Source organism: Mycobacterium sp. SMC-2, from assembly GCF_025263485.1.
Lineage (GTDB): Bacteria > Actinomycetota > Actinomycetes > Mycobacteriales > Mycobacteriaceae > Mycobacterium.
In genome coordinates this window covers 5,762,827-5,784,481 of sequence record NZ_CP079863.1, presented here as the reverse complement: position 1 = coordinate 5,784,481, position 21,655 = coordinate 5,762,827, and the positions used below count along the sequence as shown (strand labels likewise).

24 protein-coding genes are annotated in these 21,655 nt (G+C 64.4%); 19 read left to right on the top strand and 5 right to left on the bottom strand.

The window, feature by feature from the left end; genetic code table 11:
• Positions 1-142: 142 nt before the first annotated feature.
• Entirely contained in the window at positions 143-385 is a 243-nt protein-coding gene (locus tag KXD96_RS27185; RefSeq protein ID WP_225601121.1) for a ferredoxin, read from the bottom strand.
• A gap of 279 nt (positions 386-664) precedes the next feature.
• On the opposite strand from KXD96_RS27185, the gene KXD96_RS27180 reads away from it, so the two are divergent.
• Genes KXD96_RS27180 through KXD96_RS27140 form a run of 9 tightly spaced genes read left to right on the top strand, consistent with a single transcriptional unit; the run spans position 665 to position 7,562 of the window.
• Positions 665-1,846 (top strand): acyl-CoA dehydrogenase family protein, encoded by a 1,182-nt coding sequence (locus tag KXD96_RS27180; RefSeq protein ID WP_085242930.1) that lies wholly within the window; start codon positions 665-667, stop codon positions 1,844-1,846.
• Positions 1,847-1,865: 19 nt separating this feature from the next.
• Positions 1,866-2,300, top strand: coding sequence for a nuclear transport factor 2 family protein (locus KXD96_RS27175; RefSeq protein ID WP_085242929.1), 435 nt, complete (start codon positions 1,866-1,868; stop codon positions 2,298-2,300).
• 48 nt (positions 2,301-2,348) lie between these two features.
• The gene (locus tag KXD96_RS27170; protein WP_260741986.1) at positions 2,349-2,723 is read left to right on the top strand and encodes a nuclear transport factor 2 family protein; all 375 of its coding nucleotides are present in this window, start codon (positions 2,349-2,351) and stop codon (positions 2,721-2,723) included.
• Between the two features lie 41 nt (positions 2,724-2,764).
• A complete protein-coding gene (locus tag KXD96_RS27165) occupies positions 2,765-3,331 on the top strand; it encodes a VOC family protein (protein WP_085242927.1) in 567 nt (188 codons plus the stop codon).
• 3 nt (positions 3,332-3,334) lie between these two features.
• A complete protein-coding gene (locus KXD96_RS27160; RefSeq protein WP_225601119.1) occupies positions 3,335-4,165 on the top strand; it encodes an SDR family NAD(P)-dependent oxidoreductase in 831 nt (276 codons plus the stop codon).
• A gap of 10 nt (positions 4,166-4,175) precedes the next feature.
• Positions 4,176-5,576 carry an aromatic ring-hydroxylating dioxygenase subunit alpha gene (locus tag KXD96_RS27155; protein WP_225601118.1) on the top strand — a complete coding sequence of 467 codons (1,401 nt, stop codon included), beginning with the start codon at positions 4,176-4,178 and terminating at the stop codon, positions 5,574-5,576.
• Entirely contained in the window at positions 5,573-6,157 is a 585-nt protein-coding gene (locus tag KXD96_RS27150) for an aromatic-ring-hydroxylating dioxygenase subunit beta (protein WP_225601117.1), read from the top strand. Before KXD96_RS27155 ends, KXD96_RS27150 begins: the two co-directional genes overlap by 4 nt.
• Positions 6,154-6,726, top strand: a complete 573-nt coding sequence (locus KXD96_RS27145) for a YceI family protein (RefSeq protein ID WP_225601116.1) — start codon at positions 6,154-6,156, stop codon at positions 6,724-6,726. Before KXD96_RS27150 ends, KXD96_RS27145 begins: the two co-directional genes overlap by 4 nt.
• Positions 6,723-7,562: a fumarylacetoacetate hydrolase family protein gene (locus tag KXD96_RS27140; protein WP_085242923.1), complete on the top strand. Its 840-nt coding sequence runs from the start codon at positions 6,723-6,725 to the stop codon at positions 7,560-7,562. The genes KXD96_RS27145 and KXD96_RS27140 overlap by 4 nt, the downstream gene beginning before the upstream one ends.
• A gap of 3 nt (positions 7,563-7,565) precedes the next feature.
• On the opposite strand, the gene KXD96_RS27135 is transcribed toward KXD96_RS27140, so the two are convergent.
• Positions 7,566-8,168 carry a TetR/AcrR family transcriptional regulator gene (locus tag KXD96_RS27135; protein ID WP_225601115.1) on the bottom strand — a complete coding sequence of 201 codons (603 nt, stop codon included), beginning with the start codon at positions 8,166-8,168 and terminating at the stop codon, positions 7,566-7,568.
• Positions 8,169-8,400: 232 nt separating this feature from the next.
• Between KXD96_RS27135 and KXD96_RS27130 the strand changes: the two genes are divergently transcribed.
• From KXD96_RS27130 to KXD96_RS27085, 10 genes are all read left to right on the top strand, one after another.
• A complete protein-coding gene (locus tag KXD96_RS27130; protein WP_225601114.1) occupies positions 8,401-9,477 on the top strand; it encodes an extradiol ring-cleavage dioxygenase in 1,077 nt (358 codons plus the stop codon).
• Between the two features lies 1 nt (position 9,478).
• The gene (locus tag KXD96_RS27125; protein WP_225601113.1) at positions 9,479-10,237 is read left to right on the top strand and encodes an SDR family NAD(P)-dependent oxidoreductase; all 759 of its coding nucleotides are present in this window, start codon (positions 9,479-9,481) and stop codon (positions 10,235-10,237) included.
• A complete protein-coding gene (locus KXD96_RS27120) occupies positions 10,234-11,520 on the top strand; it encodes an aromatic ring-hydroxylating dioxygenase subunit alpha (RefSeq protein ID WP_225601112.1) in 1,287 nt (428 codons plus the stop codon). The genes KXD96_RS27125 and KXD96_RS27120 overlap by 4 nt, the downstream gene beginning before the upstream one ends.
• Positions 11,517-12,038 (top strand): aromatic-ring-hydroxylating dioxygenase subunit beta, encoded by a 522-nt coding sequence (locus tag KXD96_RS27115; protein WP_225601111.1) that lies wholly within the window; start codon positions 11,517-11,519, stop codon positions 12,036-12,038. The genes KXD96_RS27120 and KXD96_RS27115 overlap by 4 nt, the downstream gene beginning before the upstream one ends.
• Before the next feature lie 43 nt (positions 12,039-12,081).
• The gene (locus KXD96_RS27110; protein WP_260741981.1) at positions 12,082-12,927 is read left to right on the top strand and encodes a fumarylacetoacetate hydrolase family protein; all 846 of its coding nucleotides are present in this window, start codon (positions 12,082-12,084) and stop codon (positions 12,925-12,927) included.
• Positions 12,924-14,561: an AMP-binding protein gene (locus KXD96_RS27105; RefSeq protein WP_225601109.1), complete on the top strand. Its 1,638-nt coding sequence runs from the start codon at positions 12,924-12,926 to the stop codon at positions 14,559-14,561. The genes KXD96_RS27110 and KXD96_RS27105 overlap by 4 nt, the downstream gene beginning before the upstream one ends.
• 23 nt (positions 14,562-14,584) lie before the next feature.
• Entirely contained in the window at positions 14,585-15,400 is an 816-nt protein-coding gene (locus KXD96_RS27100; RefSeq protein ID WP_085242916.1) for an enoyl-CoA hydratase-related protein, read from the top strand.
• A gap of 299 nt (positions 15,401-15,699) precedes the next feature.
• Positions 15,700-16,503 (top strand): enoyl-CoA hydratase/isomerase family protein, encoded by an 804-nt coding sequence (locus KXD96_RS27095; protein ID WP_225601108.1) that lies wholly within the window; start codon positions 15,700-15,702, stop codon positions 16,501-16,503.
• A gap of 20 nt (positions 16,504-16,523) precedes the next feature.
• Positions 16,524-17,678 (top strand): acyl-CoA dehydrogenase family protein, encoded by a 1,155-nt coding sequence (locus KXD96_RS27090; protein WP_225601107.1) that lies wholly within the window; start codon positions 16,524-16,526, stop codon positions 17,676-17,678.
• Positions 17,675-18,682 (top strand): acyl-CoA dehydrogenase family protein, encoded by a 1,008-nt coding sequence (locus KXD96_RS27085; RefSeq protein WP_225601106.1) that lies wholly within the window; start codon positions 17,675-17,677, stop codon positions 18,680-18,682. The genes KXD96_RS27090 and KXD96_RS27085 overlap by 4 nt, the downstream gene beginning before the upstream one ends.
• Before the next feature lie 22 nt (positions 18,683-18,704).
• On the opposite strand, the gene KXD96_RS27080 is transcribed toward KXD96_RS27085, so the two are convergent.
• From KXD96_RS27080 to KXD96_RS27070, 3 genes are read right to left on the bottom strand one after another with little or no spacing between them, the layout of a single operon-like run.
• Positions 18,705-19,469: an enoyl-CoA hydratase/isomerase family protein gene (locus KXD96_RS27080; protein ID WP_225601105.1), complete on the bottom strand. Its 765-nt coding sequence runs from the start codon at positions 19,467-19,469 to the stop codon at positions 18,705-18,707.
• Position 19,470: 1 nt separating this feature from the next.
• Positions 19,471-20,526, bottom strand: a complete 1,056-nt coding sequence (locus KXD96_RS27075) for an acyl-CoA dehydrogenase (RefSeq protein WP_225601104.1) — start codon at positions 20,524-20,526, stop codon at positions 19,471-19,473.
• The gene (locus tag KXD96_RS27070) at positions 20,523-21,653 is read right to left on the bottom strand and encodes an acyl-CoA dehydrogenase family protein (protein ID WP_225601103.1); all 1,131 of its coding nucleotides are present in this window, start codon (positions 21,651-21,653) and stop codon (positions 20,523-20,525) included. The genes KXD96_RS27075 and KXD96_RS27070 overlap by 4 nt, the downstream gene beginning before the upstream one ends.
• Positions 21,654-21,655: the final 2 nt, after the last annotated feature.

The following is a 21,655-nucleotide window of genomic DNA, read 5'->3' as shown; positions in this document are numbered from 1 at the left end:
CCGCCTCGCGACTACAGTGAACGACTCGGGGGAGGCGACCCGTGACAGGACGTTCGAGTGACGACCACCGTCGCGGCGAGCGCCGGCAAGTCTGTGCTGCCGGGCGTTGGGTCACGTTGCAAGTTCTGCACGCCCACCGCTCTCAAGCGCCGTCCGTGTCCTCGCCGGAGGCGTTCTTTCGGCTGAGAATGATTGCGCTGTCAGGGCATGCCGCCGCGCCACGGCGGGCTTGATCCTCGAGTTCGGCCGGCACGCTCGCGGGTGCGACGGCGAAGCCCTCGTCGTCGATCGAGTACACGTCAGCCGCCTCAGCGGCACAAAGCGTATAGCCGCAGCACTTGGACCGGTCGACGGTGATCATCAAGGTTTGCTCGTTTTCTGCCATGGTTACGGCCCCTCCATGATGGGCTCCGACCGCTGAGGCCGAGAGCATTGGTTGAGACAAAATGTCAAGATTATGTCTTCTATGACCAACTTGTTCCAGTATGCCACGTGCTGCGGGATACTGGCACTACAGTCATCGGTCCGTAGCACTTGCTACTTGACTGCGCGGTGATCCGGGACACATACTACGGTTAGTGTTCAACCCAACATATTTATTCAACAATGTCCGCGGCTGCGCTGGTGGTCGCCGGGGTGGACCTTGCCAACCTGGAGGTACTGCATGACAACCGTTGCGGCGGATACGACCACCGTGCTCGAAGCCGTCCGGGCGCTGACCCCGGAAATCGCCGAGCGGGCCGACGAGATCGAGAAGGCCAAGGTGGTGCCCGCCGACCTGCTCAAGCGGCTCGCCGATGCCGGTGCCTTCCGCATGTTCGTCCCGCGTCAATACGGCGGGGAGGAGATGAGCCTGCCCGAGGCCATGGCCGTGATCGAGGAGGTGTCGCGGGCGGACGCCTCCACGGGATGGACCGTGATGATCGGCGCCGACTTCGCACCGGTATTCGCCCGCCTCTCCAAAGAGGTGCTCGACAACGAGATCTATCCCGACGGGCCAAACACTATGGCACGCGGGGCTTTTGCCCCGAAGGGCGTCGCCGTCGCGACCGAGGGCGGTTATATCGTCAACGGCCAATGGCCGCTGGCCAGCGGCAGCTACGAGCACCAGTGGGTGATGGGAAACTGCATCGTCCTGGACAACGGCCAGCCTCGGATGACCGACATGGGCGTCCCCGAGATGAAACTCGCCATGGTGCCGACCGCGCAGGCCCAGTTCCTGGATACCTGGGACTCAGTGGGGCTACGGGCGACCAACAGCAACGACTTCGTTCTCAAGGACGTGTTCGTGCCCGAGCACCACACCGGTGAGTTCTTCGGGGCTTCCGGTGTGGACACGCCGATGTTCCGGCTACCGACCCGCTTGGCGCTCGGGCCGACCCATGTCGCGGTGGTGCTCGGCATCGCCCAGGGTGCGCTGGATGACGTGCGCAAGCTCGCCAAGACCAAACGGCCGGCATTCAACCCCGGCATGCGACTGGCCGAGGACACCGTCTTCCAGTTCCGACTGGGTCTGCTCGACGTCCGTCTGGCGGCTGTGCGTGCGCTCGCAGAGAAGGAAACCCAGTTGATGTGGGACGCCGCGGTCGCGGGTGAACCGATCACGACGATGGCCGCGGTGCGCCAGCGCGCGATGGTGGCGCGGGCCCACACCGAGTGCGTGGAAATCGTCAACGAGGCCTTCGGCCTGGCCGGCAGCAACGCCATGTACAGCAGCTCCTCACTGCAGCGACGCTTCCGCGATATCCGCACCGCGGCACAGCACGTCGCGGCGAGCCCGGAGATCTACCAGATCGTCGGCGCTCTGCTCGTCGAGGAACCCGTCCCTCCGTCGGCCCTGATCTGAGTCAGGCTCTCAAGAGCACATGACTTCTACCGAGACGATGACGACCGAGTGGGAGCTGGTTCGCCTCAACAACGATTTCGCCTACTACATGGACAACGGTGATTTCGAATCGATGATCGGGTTGTTCACCCCCGACGCAGTCTTCGACCGCGCCGGCAACGTCCACCACGGCCACGACGAGCTACGCCAGGGCATGCGAGAACGGCCAAAGGCGACCACGCGGCACCTACTCACCAATTTCCACTTCACGAACGTACGTCCGGACTCGGCCCAGGCCGTCGTCTGCTCGATGGTCTACCACGGACCGCCGTCGGAACATGGTGAGCCGGTCGTCTACGCCACCGACAACGGGCGCGTCATAGAGTTCCACGACAAGTACACCAAAACGCCCGAGGGCTGGCGAATTTCGGAACGAATCGCACGGGCGATCTTCACCCCGAAGGTGTGGCCGTAACAGCCCTGATCACAGAAAGCGAGAATCATGGCCGACAAACACAACGACGTGCAGGCCACGGTGGACAAGTTCTTCACCGCGCTGGCAACCGGGGACCACACGACCTGCGAAGCACTGTTCACCGACGACGCAGTGGTCTGGCACAACTACACCCAGCAAGAACAACCGAAAAGCGAAGCCCTTGCTGCACTTGCGGGGCTGGCGGCCATGCGGGCCGAATTCCACATCGTCGGGCGAGACTTCACGGATGACACCTGCGTTCAGCGACACGTCGTGCGGGTGACGCTGCCGAACGGCGAAGTGGCGGCCATTCCGGCGATTCAGCGCATTTCCCTCTCGGGCGGTCGGATCCGGCGGATCGACGAATACATGGATTCGGCCCAGATGGCCGCGGCGATGCAGGCACTGCAAGCCGGCGTGTGACCGGCCCGAACAACTCGGCCAGGAGTAGGAAGGAACCTGTAATGCCCGGAATCACAGACAAGTTCACCGGCGAGCCTGTGCTGAAGGTCCAACGGCTCGGTCACGGCACCTTAGAGGTAGTCGACATCGCCAGGTCACGCCGCTTCTACGAAGAGGTCCTCGGGCTCGAGGTGATCCAACCGAGCGCCCGCTCGATGATGATCCGGCTCAACACCAACCACGCCTACGCGGTGGTGGAGACCGGCAAGGAGAGCTCCATGACGATGCTGGCCCACAATGGCCTCGACGTGGGCAGCGAGGAAGAGGTGTACGCGGCCCACAAGAGGCTGCTCGAGCTCAAGGACGAGTGGGGCCTCAAGACCATCACCGAGCCACGACACATGCACGGGGACACGTCGTTCTACTTCACCGACCCCGACGGCAACTGGTGGGAGATCGTGGCGGTCCGCGAAGGCGGTTATGCAGTGGACTTCTCCGACCCGGAGCGGGATCTCACCGGCCTGCACGAGTTCGACGGTGAGAGCGGCAATGTGAACTTCAGCCACACCCACGACCCCAACTTCCGGGCGCGCGTCCGTGAGGTTATCGACGCCAAGAGCAAGGCCTAGCCGGTGAGCCGTCTGCAGGGAAAGGTTGCCGTCGTTACGGGCGCCGGTAAGGGCATCGGGCGGGGAATCGCCCGCAGGTTCGCCCGCGAGGGCGCCAAGGTGGTCCTCGCCGAGTTCGATGCCGACGCGGGTAAGCGGGTCGCCGAGGACCTAGGTGCGCTCGGCGGCGAGGGCTTGTTCGTGCAGACCGATGTGTCCCGTAAGGGAGACATCGAAGATGCTGTCGCGGCCGCCCAAGACTCCTTCGGCGGTTTGGACATCCTTGTCAACAACGCGATTTCGCTGACCCCGGACGTTCCGCTGGAGCACAAGACCGACGAGATGTTCGAGCAGATGCTCGGAGTCGCCCTGTGGAGCGTGTGGTGGGGGATGCAGACGGCGTTCCCCGTCATGAAAGCTCGCGGTGGTGGACGCATCATCAACTTCTATTCGATCGACGCCGATAACGGAAACTGGGTCCATGGCGACTACAACACCGCCAAGGGCGGTGTGCAGGCTCTGACCCGGACCGCCGGTTTCCAGTGGGCTAGGCATAACATCCTGGTCAACGCGATCGCACCGATCGCCGCATCGGCTGCCTTCGAAGAGATGGTGTCAGCCAATCCTGCACTGCTCGAGGCGGTTCCGCTGATGATCCCTTGCGGACGGATGGGTGATCCGGAGGAGGACATCGCCCCGGTGGCGGCGTTCCTGGCCAGCGACGAGGCGCGCTTCATCACCGGCGCGACCATCCCGGTCGACGGGGGCCTCCACGTACCCCGGCTGAACACCCGGCCACCAGACCCCTCGGTCTTCGACTCACTGCCCGGCAGCCCCGGGTCCGAAAACAAGTAAGGAGAGCGTCGTGACTATCGACGAGGTGAAACACGCTCGAACCGGACTGGTCCTCGCGGACGGGACCCCGCTGTCGGAGCTGATCGACCAGGACTATCGCGAGGTGTCGCTGCGCGTGCTCAACGATCCCGAGCTCTATCAGCTGGAATTGAAACACGTGTTCGCCAGGGCCTGGACGGTCGTAGCCCACGAGGATGAAATCCCCAACGCCGACGACTACGTGGTGCGTTACGTCGGGGAGGACCAGGTCATCGTCAGCCGGGCGGCCGACGGGAGCATCACGGCGGTGCTCAATGTCTGCAGCCATCGTGCCGCACGCGTGTGCCGGTTCGAAGCCGGCAGTGCCAAGCAGTTTCAGTGCCCTTACCACGGCTGGGTATTCAAGTCGGACGGCGCCTTCCTGGCGTCTCCCATCGCTCGGGAGACCATGCACGGCGAATTGCGCAGCAAAGGCGAGTTGGGCTTGCGCCGCGGGCGGGTGGACACCTACACGGGCATGATCTTCGTGACGTTCGACGACAGCGCGCCGTCGCTGCGCGAATACCTCGGCCCGATGACTTGGTACTGGGATCTCATGTTCGACCGAACCCGGCGCGGCATGACAGTCTTGGGTCATCCGCAGCGCTTCATCATCCCCGCCAACTGGAAGTGCGCTGCCGAGCAGTTTGCCGGAGACATTTTCCACACCCTGTCGCTGCACCGTTCGATGCAGGAATTGGCGCTGCTGGGAGCGGCGGCGGAAGAGCCGGCGATGGCCGGTGTGAGCGCCGGCTTCAACGGCCACTTCGTACGATGCTTCGACCTGACCGAAGAGCATTACCTCACCGCAATGAAGGGCAAGAATCTCGCCGCGATGTCACCGATGGAGCGGCTACGGCTGGCGCCACCGCCGGGAATGTCGCCCGACATGGTCGAGGACTTGCCCCAGCGCTTTGACGAGGGGCAACTCCAAGTGCTTACGCAGTTCACCCCGCAGGTGGGTCAGCTGTTTCCCAACGTCGCAGTTTTCGCGATGCCGTTCCAGTTCCCGGACGGAACCGTTTCGGCGTTCTTCAGTTGGCGGGTGTGGGTTCCCAAGGGACCGGACCACTTCGAGTTGTTCCATTGGACTCTGGTCGAACGTGACGCACCAAAAGAGCTCGCCGAATCCATGAATCTGATGACCGCTGCGACGTTCGGGATAAGCGGCTTCGTCGAGGCCGACGACACCGACACCTGGCCGATGCAGAGCCATGCCGCACGCGGCGCTCTGGGCCGCCAGTCGAAACTTCGCTATCAGGCGATCACCGGTGAGAACAAGCCCGCCGATTGGCCGGGGCCCGGGCAGGTCTACGCCGGATTCCCGAAGGACGACACGCAGTGGAACTTCTGGCTGCGCTACAGCGAGTTCATGGAAGGGAGACCGTGGTGACTGCAGAGACCGCACCGGACATCGACACCCAGTCCCAATCGGGTGTCAGCTACCCGACGCCGCGCGGGGCACGAATCCCGATGACCGATCCGCTCCATTTCGAGATCGTAGCGTTTCTCGAAGACGAGTCCGCACTGCTGGACTCCGATGACCTGACCGGTTGGGCCGGTCTGCTCGCGCCCGACATCGTCTATCGGGCGCCGGTGCGCACCACACGTGATCACCGGAACATGGGCGTCTTCGAATCAGAGATGTATCTGTTCAATGAGAACATCATGACGCTGATGCTCAAGATCATGCGGATGACGCAGACCGACAGCGCCTGGGCTGAGAATCCGCTGTCACGCACCCAACGGATCGTGCACAAGGTGCGGGCCTACCAGACGGGCTTGGCAGGCGAGTACGAAGTGCACAGCTCCATCGTCTTGCTGCGATCTCGCTACGACGACCCGAAGCTCGAGATACTTCCGGCCAGGCGGGTCGACATCCTGCGCGGAGGCGATGAATGGAAAATCGCGTCGCGCACCATCTATTTCGAGCAGGCCACGCTCGGCGTGCAAAACCTCGCCATCTATCTGTGAGGCAGGGTTACGAATTGCCTTCTGCGACGGAGATTCCGGGTTATGTGGCAGGTACATGGGCGATCGATCCGGTCCGGTCGACGCTGAGGTTCACGGTCAAGCACCTGGGTGTGCAGACAGTGCGCGGCACCCTGCGGGTCGAGGGACAGATCGTTGTCGCCGATGACCCGACGGCTTCGGCCGTGATCGCAACGATCGACCTTGGCTCGGTCAATACGAAGAGCAAGGGCCGTGACAAGGCGATTCGCGCAGCTTCGCTGCTAAACATAGCGAACCATCCGACCGCGGAATACCATTCGACGGGAGTCACCCCTGATACGGGCGGCAATCCGCAAGGCTTTCTGCTGGACGGAGAACTGACCTTCATGGGCGTTACCCGCCGCGTACCACTGCGGATTCAGGCCGAGCGGTTCATCCACGATGGGGGCGCTGCGAGGCCGATCTTCATCGGACGAGGGCAGTTCACCCGCAGCGACTTTGGGTTGGTCTACCGCGCCCGCCCGCGGTTCCTTGATCGCGGGATCGGGCAGACAGTGCACGTGGACATACGGCTGGAGGGGTCACCCTGAAAATCGCGAGAATCCGCTTCCAGGACAATGATTCGTGGGCGCTGGTCGATATCGGGGCCGGCACGGTACAGCCGGTCCGCGGTGAGATAGCTGATTGGGGCCCCGCCGCGTCCGAGGGCCAAGCGGCTTTCGAGTTCGCGGGTCCACCGGTGGCGCTTGAGGACGTGCGCCTCTTGCCGCCCATCACCCCAACGTCCACGATCGTCGGGGTCGGAATGAACTACTGGACTCACCTGGAGAAGCTCGGTGTCACCGAGCGGCCACCCAGCACCGTGGGTTTCCTCAAACCGCAAGCGGCCATCATCGGGCACGACGACGAATTGGCAAATCCCGCGATCACCAACCAGCTGGACTTCGAGGTCGAGCTGGTCGCTGTGATGGCCAGGCCGGCGAGCAAGGCCGACGGGCACCTCACCGACGCCGTGCTGGGCTACACCGTCGGCAACGACGTCAGTGCCAGGGACGCCGCGTCGCCTATGGGCGGACTGGACCTGTTCACGATGAAGGCGCTCACCGGAGCGACCCCAGTGGGGCCGTGGATCACCACCAAGGATGAGTTCGGCGGACCGGGCCAGATCGATGTGGGCATCTCTTTACGCGTCAACGGTGAAGAGCGCCAACATGATCGCACCGCGAAGATGATCTGGAACCTCGATGAGTGTCTCGACTACGTCGTCGCGAGGGTCGCCCTCAACGCGGGTGACATTGTGTTCACGGGCACCACGGACGGTGTCGGGATGGAGGACGGCCGATTCCTCCGAGAAGGCGATGTCGTCGAGGCGGAAATTGAAGGCATCGGTGTGCTGCGCAATGTCGTCGGCGCCAAGCAGTCGTAACCGTCAGCTGGCGGCTTTGCGACCCGCCCTGGTCCGGGTCTTCTTCGGTTCCAGCCCGGCCGAACTCCCGAGCGCGACCAGCAGGTCGCGCAGCTCACGATAGTCCTTGGCAGGCATGAAGTAATGCGAAAAAGCCATCCGCACAATGAGGTCCACGATTTCGTCCGGTGTCGCCAAGCCGAGCCGGACTGCCGGGCTTTCGGCGAGAGCGGGCTCCAAAGCGTCATGGAGGACGGCGGACAGCTGCGGTGAAACTTGCTTGATATAAGCGATCACGAAACCGGGCTCGAGCTGGCCGAGTTGGACCGTCGCCGGATTGTCCTGCCAATAACGCAACATGATGTCCACGACCAAGCGCAGACGATCGGCGGGATCGGGTTGTTCGGCAATCGCCCCCTGCAAGATCCCGCGCAACCTCATGACGAAGTGATCCCCGAGCGCCTCGAGGAGGTCTTCCTTGTTCTTGAAGTACCGGTAGAGCGTGCCACCCGAGACCCCCGCCTCGGCCGCGATGTCGCTCATCGCCAGCTTCTTCGGTCCCTGACGCGCAAGCGCGCGCAAAGCTCCATTGAAGATCTTCGCCTCGGTGGTCGCCCTGGTAGCCAAGGTATCGCCTCCCTTTCTGGCACTCAGCCGCCCTGCTGGACAGACGTGCTCGGTAACAACGATGGTAATGCAACTCAGCATATGAAACATATTGTAGGATATGTGTATTATCGATACTATTCGTTCATCAGATTCAGCGCTCCCCACAACGCCACAAGTTTGGTGAGGAGCTGGATCTGTTCGGCGCTGCGGCGCAGGGGCTTGAACAGCGATCAAGGAGGATCACCGAATCATGGGTGCTGTACTGGCTGTAGGTGCCACACATTTCCCGCCGCTCGCGCTGCCCGACGAGCGGATGGCCGATGTATTTCGGTGGGCGTTGCGGGATCCTGAGCTGCCGGAGGAGAAGCGCGACCCGGCCGCGCTCTCGAGTCTGCTTGTGCGCGAACTGGGCGACGACAATGGCCTGGCCGCGGCGGCAGCCCACCGCGAGGAGCTGCGTCAGAACTTTCAACGCGTGCGTGACGCTCTCGACGACTTCGCGCCCGACGTCGTGCTGATCTGGGGTGACGATCAGTATGAGTTGTTCCATGAGGACTGCGTGCCGCCGTTCGCGGTATGTGCTTTCGACGACCTGGAAACGCGGTTATGGCAACGGCCGTTCTACAAGGGCCGGTCGAATGCGTGGGGCGAGCCAGAAGACACGCCGTATCCGATTAAGGGCGCGCCTCGGGCCGGCAAGAAACTCACCACCGAACTGCTAAGCCGCGGCTTCGACGTCGCCTATAGCTACCAGCCCCTGCCCGACCGTCCGATGCCGGCCGCGTTCGCAAACACGTTGCGCTACCTCGACTGGGCCGGTGACGGCTTCCCCTATGCGTCGTTGTTCTTTTCCATCAACTGCTACGGCCGTCGATTGGTCAAACACAAGGGCGGTTTGGCCTATCTGAGCAGCATGCCCAAGGACATTTCCGAACTGGATCCACCGGCACCTGCGCCGGCTCGCTGCTTCGACCTCGGTGCCGCGGTGGCCGAGATCTGTCTGCAAAGCAAGTCACGGGTGGCCCTGGTCGCCTCGTCGAGCTGGTCGCACGCCTTCCTCAACGAGGCGAGCCGTTTCCTGCTTCCGGACACGGCCCGGGACCGGGAGCTGTTCGCGCAACTTAACGGTGACAAACCGGCCGCCTGGCGCGATGTAACCCTTCAGGAGGTCGAGCGGGCCGGGCAACACGAGATGCTGAACTGGTTCTGCCTTGCCGGTGCCGTCGACCGCCTCGGCGTTCGTCCCGAGTGGATGGAGATGATCGAAACCGACCTGTTCACCTCGAACAAGGTCTTCGGCGTCTACCAGGTGGCAGGGGACAGCTGAGATGGGCGCATTCACCGGCAAGTGTGTCATCGTCACCGGCGCCGCGGGCGGTATCGGGACGGCGTTGAGTGAGCGATTCGCCACGGCGGGCGCATCACTGGTGCTGGCCGACAGCAACGACGAGGGCCTGGCCAAATTGGCCGCCAAGCTCGAAGGCGATCACGCCGCGCCGGTGATCACCAGCGTCGGTGACCTGAGCACCCGGGAAGCGGCCGAACAGATGGTACGGCAAGCGGTCTCGGTCTTCGGTCGCCTCGACGTGTTGGTCAACAACGCCGGCGGCGGCGTCATCCGCCCGACGCTCAGCCACACCGAGGAAACCCTGCAAGCCACCATCAATCGCAACTTGTGGACGGCGCTGCGATCGACGCTGGCCGCGCTGCCGGTGATGCTCGAGGCCGGCAAGGGCCGGGTGATCTTCATCGGCGCCGATTCGGTGCGCAACGGCCTCGAGGACCATGCGATGTACAACGCGGCCAAGGGTGGCGTGCATGCGGTGGCGGGCAGCCTTTCCCGCGAATTCGGCAAGCACGGTGTCACTTTCAACGTGGTGGCGCCTCCGGCTGTCCGCTCGCCCGAATTCGAGCGGTTCCTGCGGGAGCAGCCCGAACTGACCCAGCGCTTCGTTTCCCAGATCCCGATGGGCCGGCCTGCGGAGATGAGTGAGGTCGCGGCTCTCGTCGAGTTTCTCGCCGGCGACGAGGCGGGATTCATCAACGGCCAGGTGGTCGGTGTGAATGGGGGGTCGACGCTCGCATGACTGGCAACGGATACAAGGATCTGGTCGTCGAAACCCCGGGTGTAGATTTCCGGGTACATCGGTCGGTCTTCACCGACGAGGAACATCTGAAACGCGAACAGAAGACCATCTTCACCAATAAGTGGCTGTACGTGGGTCACGCCACCGAGGTGGCTCGCCCGGGTGACTTCGTCGCGCGGACGGTGGTCGGAGAACGGCTGATCATGTGCCGGGACAACAGCGGTGAGCTTCGGGTCTTCTTCAACACCTGCCGTCACCGTGGTGCGCTGGTCTGTCGCGAGCCCAAGGGAAATGCCGAGCGATTCCGCTGCCTGTATCACGCATGGACGTATAAGAACTCGGGAGAGTTGATCGGTGTCGCCGAGCGCGCATCGTTCCCACCCAGTTTCGATCCCGCGAACTTCAGCCTGGATTCGCCCAGATTCGAGGTGTACCGGGACTTTGTCTTTGCCACGTTCAACCGTGACGCCCAGCCGCTGCGCGACTACCTCGCTCCGGTGCTGCCATACCTGGATGCCGTCATCGACCAATCACTGACCGGACAGATGGAAGTGGTTGAGGGAACACATATCTACCGGATGGGCGGCAACTGGAAGCTCATCGTCGAAAACAGTCTCGACGGCTACCACGGCATGGCCGTGCACAAGACGTATTTCGCCTACCTCAACAGCCGGGGTTACGATCTCGGCGGAGGCTTGGACGGAGTGGGTCTGAGCCTTGGCAACGGACACGTAATGATGCGCTACAAGGCGCCTTTCGGCCGGTCGGTCGCCAAACCTGTTGCGGTGATGAGCGACCAGGCCAAGCAGCGGGTCCGCACCATCGCCGCGGAGCTGGTGGACAAGTTCGGCGACGAGACCGCCGAACTCGTGGGGCAGACCTCCAAGAACATTCTGATCTATCCCAACCTTTTGATCATCGACGCCGCATCGCTGCAGTTGCGGGTGCTCGATCCGGTCGCCGTCGACCACACCGATGTCACGGCGTGGTGCTTGGCCCCCGTCGGCGAGGACCCAGAACTGCGCAAACACCGCATCCAAGGGTATCTCGAATTCCTGGGGCCAGGCGGTTTCGCGACTCCGGACGACAACGAAGTCATCGAAGCCTGCCAGGAAGCCTACGGACGCGTGCGCGGCACGGAGTGGAACATCGTCTCCAAGGGAATAGGGAAGGACGTTCCGAGTCTGACCGACGAGGAGCAGATGCGCGGATTCTGGCGCCAGTGGCAGACGGACGTTGCGGCGACGGACGAGGTCGCCATGGCCGGGGCCGAGCAGTCATGACCAAGATGCTGTCTTCCCATCCGGCGACCGTTGACCGCGACACCGTATACGAAGTCGAATCGTTCCTCTATCACGAGGCTGAGTTACTGGACGCATGGAAGCTACCTGAATGGCTGCAGCTGCTGACCGAAGACTGTTCCTACCTCGTTCCGTCTACGGACGCAATCGATTCCACCACTCCCGACAAGACCGTCTTCATCATCGCCGACTCCTACCCACAGATCGTGGGAAGGGTGGAACGCCTGGAAAGTGAGATGGCGTTCGTCGAGCGACCACGCTCACGGACCCGCCGGTTGATCACCAACGTGCGCGTCCACGACAACGGCGCGAACGGTTTCGAGGTGTTGTCGAACTTCGCCGTCTACCGGTACCGGCGCAGCGCGTCACACCTGTTCACCGGTGAGTACCGCCATGTGCTGGTACGGGGCGCGGACGGCGGCTTCCGCATCCGGGAGCGTCGGGCCACGCTGGACTGCGAGGAACTCCGGCCGCAGGGAAAGGTCAGTTTCATTCTGTGAAGACCGAAATCGATCGGCCATTCGGCCGCGGAGGTGAATCCTGGTGCGTGTAGCCAATGTTGGTGGCGGGTTGACGTTGGTGGTCGAGGGCGGTGGCATCGATGTCGAGAAGGCCAGCAACGGTCTGTTTTCGGCCGATCCGGCGGCCGTCTACGACCGGTGGCCGGAGTTTCGGCGCTGGGCGGGCTCGGGGGTTGACTTTCCCGCCGACCCGATCGACGAGCAGAGCCTGGGAGCGCCGTCACCAAGGCCGCGCCAGGTTTTCTCGATCGGTGCGAACTATCCCGACCACGCCGAGGAAGCCGACTTCACCCTGCCCGAGGTGATGGAGGTGTTCTCGAAGTTCCCCTCCTCGATCGCTGGGCCGAACGTCGACGTCCCGCTGCCCAAGAACACGGTGGACTGGGAAGCCGAACTGGTCGTCGTCATGGGGACAGTGGCACATCGCGTGGCGAAGACCGAGGTCTGGGACCACGTCGCCGGAGTGATGGGCGGCCAGGACTATTCCGAGCGGGAGCGGCAGATGGCCGCCAGTCAGTGGGGTTTGGCCAAGTCCTACCCGGCCTTCGGCCCGACCGGGCCGTGGTTAGTGACGCCGGATGAATTTCCCAACCCCGACGACATCGGCATCACCTGTTGGGTCAATGGTGAGCAAGTCCAGCACGCCCGCACGTCAAGGATGATCTATTCGGTGCCCGACATCGTGGCCGAATTGTCCACGTATTGCACGCTTTATCCCGGCGACCTGATCTTCACCGGGACCATGTCCGGCGTCGGCTTCATCCGCAAGCCGCCTCGCTACCTCGCGGTCGGAGACATCGTTGAGACCGAAGTCGAGGGCGTGGGACGACTGCGAAACACGATGGTCGTACCGGGATTTACCCGATGAAGAACAAGGTCATCCACCGCTGGCACGACGAGGAGCAGGCGCGCAGGTACCGCCAAGCCGGCATCTGGGGCGACCAAACACTGCCTGAGATGTTCGACGAGCATGTGGCCCGCGACCCGCATCGACTAGCGCTGATCGACGACCATGTGCGCTGGACCTACGGAGAGCTCGCGGATCTGACCCGGCGGGCGGCCAATCTGCTGCTGCACCTCGGCGTCAAACCGGGTGACCGGGTTGCTGTGCAGCTGCCGACCTGCGGCCTAATACCGCTGGTCCACCTGGCGGCCAACCGCATCGGCGCTTACATCGTGGCCATGCCCACCCGATGGCGCCGCGCGGAGGTCGGCGCGCTGCTCGACACGATCGGTGCGCAGGTATTGATCGGCGTGGAATCCGATGGTGATATCGACGTCCGGGCGCTGCACGACGACTTGCGGTCGACGCTGCCGGATCTACGCGAGGTGCTCTACGCCCGGACGGGAGCCGCCGACGGGTTCGAAGCGCTGATCCGTGCCACCGAACCGCTGGACGCAGCCACCGCGCACCGACTGCGTGCCGATCCGGATGAGCCGGCGCACGTGATGTGCTCGTCGGGTACCACCGGTGTGCCGAAGGCGTCATTGTGGAGCGGCAACGACATGATCACGCTGCTGGTGCACCAGACCGCCCCGGCGTTGAGCCTTACCCGCGAGGACGTGGCGGCCGCGATCGCACCGGCCGGGCAGGGATCCACCGGTTACATCTTCGCGATCCTGATGCCGCTGCTGATCGGTGCGACGAGCGTGATGCTCGAGCACTGGCGCCCGCAGCCCGCGCTGGAACTGATCGCACGCGAGCGGTGCACCTTCGCAACCGCGATACCGACCCAGATGGTGATGATGCTCGACCTCGATCTGGAGTCGGCCGACCTCTCGGCATTCACGCGGTTCAACAATGCCGGTGCACCCTTGCCGCCCCGCGTCGCCGAGGAGGTCGAACGGCGGATGGGCTGCAAAGTCCAGAACGTCTACGGAACCACCGATGGCGGTGTGCCGACCATGACAACCCTCGACGATCCCGAGTGGGCGCGATGGACCACCGTCGGCCGAGTCTGCGAGGGCGAGGAAGTCCAGTTGCGGGGACCCGACGGCTCCGTGGTGCCTCAGGGCCAGACCGGTGAGGTGTTCTGGCGCGGCGCCAACAACACGTATGGATATTTGAACCAGCCGGATTACGACTTGGCCAACTGGGATCCCGACGGCTGGTACCGCTCAGGAGATCTCGGCGAGTTCGACGATGCCGGATACCTCAGAATCGTCGGACGAGCCAAGGACATGATCCTGCGCGGGGGAATGAACATCTTTCCGCTCGAGGTGGAAACGGTTCTGATCAAGCACCATGCCGTGGCGGCGGTAGCGATTGTCTCCGTGCCCGACGCGCGACTGGGCGAACGTGCCTGCGCTGTCGTGGTCGCCAGCGGCCAACCGCCCACGCTGTCGGATCTCACCGAGTTTCTCGACCACCACGGTCTTGCGAAATTCAAGTTCCCCGAACGCCTGCTGATCGTCGACGAACTTCCCATCAATCCCGGCGGGAAGGTCGACAAGATCCGCCTGCAGGCGCTGGCCGCCGACCTTGTACTGCCCTCCCACTGATCCACGACCGAAAGCGAATGCCAATGGCCGACTACGACGACATCACCTACTCGGTGGAAAACGCCACCGCCGTCATCACCATCAATCGACCCGAGCGTTACAACGCCTTTCGTGGCCAGACGGTCGAGGAACTGATCAAAGCCTTTCGTTCGGCCTGGGCCGATAACTCCGTGCGCGCAGTCATCCTGACCGGCGCCGGTGATAAGGCATTCTGCGCGGGTGGTGACGTCAAACAGCGCGCGGAGACCGGTGATTACGGCCCTACCGAGAGCGGGCTGTTCGAAATCGGCTATCTGCACAAGCTGATTCGCGACATCCCGAAACCGGTGATCGCCGCCGTGAACGGGGCCGCAATCGGAGGCGGTCATGTGCTGCATGTCTTGTGTGATCTCAGCATCGCCTCCGGCAACGCCACGTTCGGTCAAGCGGGGCCACGGGTCGGGTCTTTCGACGCGGGTTTCGGCTCAGCCTTCCTGGCACGAGTGGTCGGCGAGAAGCGGGCTCGCGAGATCTGGTTCTTGTGCCGGCAGTACGACGCCGAAACGGCCGAGCGTTGGGGTCTGGTCAACGCGGTGGTCCCAGCCGATCGGCTGCTCGAGGAAGCCAAGTCCTGGGCGGCCGAGATCGCCGCGCTGAGCCCCACGGCCATCCGCTTCCTTAAGCAGTCGTTCAACGCCGACACCGATCATCAGGCGGGGCTGAGCAACCTCGGGTTGTCCGCGGTCGACCTCTTCTACGAGTCGCCCGAAGGGCAGGAAGGTGCCCGGGCGTTCGCCGAGAAACGCAAGCCGGACTTCGCGGCGTACGCCACGAAGGCGCCGGTCGGCGTCGAGGCATGAGGTTGAAGTGGGCGACGCGTCGCGATGGCGGACGTGGCAACAGTGACCGCGCTGCGCGCAGAGCGGTCGGTCTCCGATTTCACCGCCGCACAGTCCCCGGGAATTACGGGAGGAGTTGACATAAGCGTCGGTTATTGTCGGTTACCGTTTGAACTGGACAAATATGGTTTATCAGGACCTCTCCAGGGACGGGCTAGCTCAGTACTTGACAAGGGCGTCAAGTAAGGAGCTAGGATTCCCAAAGACCGTGCCGGCGGGCGCTCGTGCCGATTGCCGATGGCGCCATAAGTGGGGAGCACATGCACAATCCATTCGAGCCTGAGTTGCTGATCGAGGAGCGCGATGCCATTCGCGTGGTCACCCTCAACCGCCCGGAAGCGTTGAACGCGACCAACGAACCTCTGCACATCGCGCTGCAGTCGGTATGGCGCCACCTCGCCGGCGACGCGGACGCGCGCGCGGTGGTGTTGACCGGCGCGGGTCGGGCGTTTAGCGCCGGCGGCGACTTCCAGCACTTCGTCGAACTCTGGGACGACCGGCCCCGGCGCCGTCGTGAGATCGAGGGCGCCAAGCGGCTGTTGACCGAAATGGTCGACTTCCCGCTGCCCGTCGTGGCCGCGGTCAACGGTCCCGCCGTGGGCCTGGGCTGCAACCTGGCCGTGCTCAGCGATGTGGTGCTGATCGCCGAGAGCGCCTACATGGCCGACCCGCACGTGAGCGTCGGTCTGACCGCCGCCGACGGCGGCGCACCGACCTGGCCGCTGCTGATGAGCATGTTACGGGCCAAGGAGTACCTGCTCACCAGTGAGCCCATCCCGGCCGAACAGGCCGTGGCGCTGGGGCTGGCCAACCGGGTGGTGCCCGACGCGGACCTGCTCGATCAGGCGCTGGCCGTGGCGCAACGCATCGCCAAACTGCCTCCGCAAGCGGTGCAAAGCACCAAGCGGGCGCTGAACATGCACATCAAGCGCGCGGTTGCCGGGGTGCTGGAGTACGCGCTGTCTGAGGAGTACGACTCGTTCGAGACCCCCGAGCACCAGGCGTTGGTCAACCGCTTCCTGGAACGGTCCGCGGCCAGGGCGGCGGAAGCGAAGTCGTCATAGTGACCTCGAGCAGCGTTGCAATGCGGACGGAGCTGACCGCCGACGTCTCCGCCTATCGGCGCGCCGTGCGTGAGTACGTCGGGCAGGACCCGAGTCTGCAGCGGTGGCGCAATTCCTGCTACCCCTCGACCGAGACGCACATGGCCGAGCATGCGGCGCTGATGGCGCGGCTGTTCGAGGGTGGATGGAATCGGTACGGCTGGCCCGTCGATGCGGGCGGCTGCGGCGGCGACGAGCGGCATCGCGCCGTGCTGTATGACGAACTGAGCGCGGCGGGTGTGGATGTACCCGAGCAGCAGATGCTGCTGGAGACCCTGGGGCCGGCGGTACTCCGGTTCGCGCCGGCGCTGGGCGCGCAGTTCCTGCCCGCCTATCTCGCCGGTGAGGAATGGTGGGCCCAGTCGTTCTCTGAGCCCGACGCCGGTAGCGATCTGGCCGGGCTGCGGTGCCGGGCCCGCCGGCAGGGTGATCATTATGTGCTGTCCGGCCAGAAGATCTGGACCAGCCATGGGGCTACCGCCCGGCGTCTGATCTGCCTGGTGCGTACCGGGTCGTTGGAGAGCCGGCACCGCGGGCTGACGATGGTGATGGTCGATACCGACACTCCCGGCGTCGAGATCCGTCCGATCGCGATGGCCAGTGGACAGAACGAACTGTCGGAGGTGTTCTTCGATGACGCCGAGGTGCCCGCATCTCGCCTGCTGGGCGATGAGGGACAAGGCTGGCAGGTCGCGATGTTTCTGCTGCAGTTCGAACGGGCGATGTATGCCTGGTTGAGTGCCACTGTCGCTGGTCGCAAGCTGCGAGAGTTGCGTGACGCTGTCGACGGACTGCCCGATGGCGGCGTGCGCCGGCTCGGTGAGTGCTACACCGACATCGCCACGCTCAAAGCGCGCAGCGCCAACACGGTGCGCCGGCTCGCCGCCGGGGAAAGCGTCGGTCCGGAGGCCAGCGTGGACAAGATTCTGCTGGCAACGGTTGAGACCGGCCTGCACGACGCCGCCCGCGACCTTTTGCCCAGTGAATTCCTCTTCGGCGAGGGTCCTCTGGCGGCGCGATGGCGGGACGACTGGTGGTATAGCCGGGCCTCGACGATCATGGGCGGGTCCGCCGAAGTGCAACGCGGCATCATCGCCGACCGAGTGTTGAACCTGCCCAAGGAACGAACCACGTGAGCGCCGTACAGACATCGGGATTCGACGCCGCCACCCGCGAGGAGATTGCCGCGTCGCTGCGTGAGCTCTTCGAAAAGCGGACCGGGGCCCAGGACATCGCGCCGCTGCTCGCCGAGCTGGGCTGGGCCGAGGTTCTGGCCGAGGATCCCGCCACCGCCGTCACGCTGCTTTTCACCGAACACGGTCGGGCACTGGCATCCTCGCGCGCGTTGGACGACGTCATGCTGGCAGAGCTGTCCGAGGTATTGCCGACCGGCCGGCGTCGGGCGGTCATTTATCCGCATCCACCGCAGGGATCGGTGGCGCTGCGCTGCGACGAGCCGATCGTCGGGCTGAGCCTCGGGTCGCTCACCGACATCGACGAGGCCGTGATCGCCGCGACGCTGCCCGGTGGAGCAGTGGGACTCATTGCGCTGACAGCCGCCGACTTGTGCGTGTCGGCCGAGTCCCTGGGGGGCTTCGACTTCGACAGCGGCTGGCGTATCGTGACCGCCGTCGTGCCGAAGGACGTTGAGGCCATCTGCGCGGCAGCGCAGTGGGATCGCGCCGTGGCGGCAGGACGGCGCGCCTTGGCGGCTGAGATCCTCGGGGTTTGTGACACCGCACTTAACCTGGTGACCTCGCACGCCGCGGCCCGGGTCCAGTTCGGACGTCCGATCGGCTCCTTTCAGGCTGTCCGCCACCGGCTTTCGGAGGCCTACGTAGCCATGGCCGGTGCCCGAGCGGTGCTCGACAACGCCTACGCGGTCGCGGGAAGCGACGCAGAGGTGTGGGCGGCGCTGATCGCCAAGATCCGCGCCGGGCACGCGCAAGCGGTGCTGATGCGCCACGCGGTGCAGGTGTTCGGTGCGATCGGCCTGACAAGGGAAAGCGACATTCACCGATACGTCGAGCGCGCCGCCGCGTTGGACGCACTTCTCGGTGGTCACCAAGCGCTCACCGAAGTCGTCGGCAGCGCATTTTTGGATGGCGATGAGGTGGACGCCGCATTCGAGATGCTGTGACCGGCGCCGGTACGCGCCGCCGCTACTGACCGGTGAATACCGCCTTTTCGCGGGCCAGGTTGGCGGCGATGCCGATCTTGCTGTCGTTGGTGGCCCACAGCTTCTGCTGTTGACCGAGCTCACGCTCCAGCACCACGCGAACACGGTTCGCTAGTGGGGCCCGCAGCGTTTCCCGGATCGACTGCACGGCAAGGGGAGCGGCCGCCGCGATCTCGGCTGCCCAGTTCAGCGCTTCGGTCCGCAGTTCCGCGTCCGGCACCAGCCGGTCGACCAGTCCGATCTCAAAGGCATGCTGACCATCGATGCGTCGACTGGTGTAGAGCAGGTCCATCGCATGTTGGGCGCCCACGATGGTGGGCAACGTCTCGGAGAGCCCGAAACCCTGGTGGAAGCCCAACATCGAGAAGTTCGCGTGGAACCGGCTCGATGGGGTGGCCACCCTGAAGTCGGCTGCGCAGGCCAACCCCAAGCCTCCGCCGACGGCGGAGCCCTGCACCGCCGCGATGATTGGCACCTTCGCGTCGAACAACCGAATCGCCTCGCGGTAGAGCAGCCCCGAAGAACGGGACCGATCGCCCTCCATCTCGCCATCGGCGAAGTTCGCCCCGGCGCAGAAATGCTTGCCTTCTGAGCACAGGACGATCGCCCGTGTGCCATGGGCGTGCAGTTCGCCTGTCGCATCTACGATCTCGCAGATGAGCTGACGGTCGAAATAGTTGGCCGGAGGCCGGTTGATCTCGATCACCGCGACATGGTCGTCGGTACTCACAGTGATGTTGCGGGTCATTTTAAACTCCGATCGTGGAACCGGCGGATGTCACGGCAGAGGTCAATCCGCCCCGTTCAGTTATGGCCGCGCCAAGGCGCAGGTTCATCGTCGTCTCGTCGCCGAAGTCACCACGCCAGGTGTGCAGGCGCCGTGAAAACAGTTGTAGGGAGTACTCCTGCGTCATCCCGATCGCGCCGTGCGCCTGGTGGGCGGCCCTTGTCACCAGGCCGGCATGGCGGTTGGCCAGCGACTTCGTCGCGACGATCTCAAACGACCCTGGCCCCCGAAGGGCGGCGGCCCCGGCCCGGTCGACAGACAGTGCTGTCAGCGCCGACGCCTGGGCAAGTTCCACGACGTGCGCCTGGACGGCTTGGAAGATACCGATCGGTTTGCCGAACTGGACCCGCTGTCCAACGTAGGTTTTGGTCAGTTCGAACACCGCAGTGATCGCACCGGCCATCTGTGCTGCGCGCAGCAGCGCTCCGCGCAGCAGGACATCGTCGACACCCGTCTCGGCGGGGTAGCAGTTGACCGCGACGTCGAGGGCCCGGATCGTGTCGCGCGGCATCCCGGCCAGGTCGGCTCCCGCGGTGACATCGAGGTGCTCGGGGTTGATCGAGACCACCTGTACCCGGGCCGATTCATCGGGCACCACCGCCACGATGCGGGTGGCGCCACGCACCCAGGGAACATGGGCTGCTGTTCCGGTCAGTCGCCCGCCGGCAAGGGCGAGTTCACCCGGATCGGGTACGACGGCAAGCGGTCCGGCAGGTAACTCGGCCCCCGCCCGCGCCAACAGGTAGGCAGCGAGGCTGGTTTCGGCCAGCGGCAGGGGCACCGCATAGCGACCGGCACCCTCCATCACCGCGAGCAGGTCTAGCAGTGATCCACCAGAGCCGCCGCTGTCCTCGTCGATGCCGACGAGGGGCAAACCGAGTTCTTCGACGGAGCGCCAAAGCTGTGGTGAGGGACCGTCACGTTCGACGCCGGCGATGACCTCGGGGGTGAAGGTCTTGGAGAAATAATCCCGGACCAGCCCAACGAGGTCGGAATCGCGATGGACGGTTTGGCTCATGGTTTGACCAACGCTTTCGCAATGATGTTGCGCAGGATCTCGGTGGTGCCGCCTCGGATGGTGAACGCCGGCCCGGTGAGGACAGCCCTGGCGAGCAGCGACTCATACGGGTCGGAGGACGTCAGTTCGGGTGTGCGCCCGAAATGCCGCAGCACGATCTCGATGCATTCCTGCTCGAATCGGGTGGCCATCTCCTTGGCCAGGGCAGCCTCCACGGTGGGAGACTCGCCTCGGTCCACCGCCCGGGCGATCGACAGCGACAATCCGTGAAATCCCCAGCAGCGTGCGGTAACCGAACCCAATTCGGCCCGTGCCCACCCGGGCACCGCGCCGTACAGGTTTTCCGCCCAGTGCTGCAGCACCGGCATCACCGACATCCACCGGTCGACGCCGCCGCGTTCCAGCACGAGCTCGGCGGTGTTCTGGCCCCAGCCGGCGCCCACCTCGCCCAATCGCATTGAATCGGGAACGAACACGTCCTCGAAGGACACCTCACAGAAGTGGCGGGTGCCATCGATGAACGGGATCGGCGAGGCGGTCAGGCCCTCGGCGTTGCGATCGACGATGAGCTGAGTCAGCCCGCGGTAGCGGTCCTCGGATGTGCGGAACAACCCCAATAGATGGGTGGCCTCGGCGGCGCCCGAGGTCCAGATCTTCGTCCCGTTGAGCATCCACCCACCGCCGACCTGGACGGCCTTGGTGCGCACCGAAGCGAGATCCGATCCCGCGTCGGGTTCGCTCATCCCGATCGCGAAGGAGAAGTCACCACTGGCAATGCGCGGCAGGAAGTAGCGCTTCTGCTCATCGGTGCCGTTGGCGGCGATGTTGGGTCCCGATTGGCGGTCCGCGACCCAGTGCCAGCCGACGGGCGCTCCCACCGCGAGTAACTCCTCGACCACGATGAGCCGCTCGACGGCGGTGCGCCCACCGCCGCCGTACTCGCGGGGCAGCGCCATGCCCAGCCATCCCCGCGAACCCAGGTCAGCCGAGAATGCCGGGTCGCTGGCGGCGGCGAAGCCGAGGCCGATGTCGTAGCTGCCGGCGGGAAGTCGCTGCGCCAGAAAGGCGCGGACTTCGTCGCGAAGCCGTAGTTCCTCGACGCTGAGGTCGGTTGCTTCCAGCCTCATTG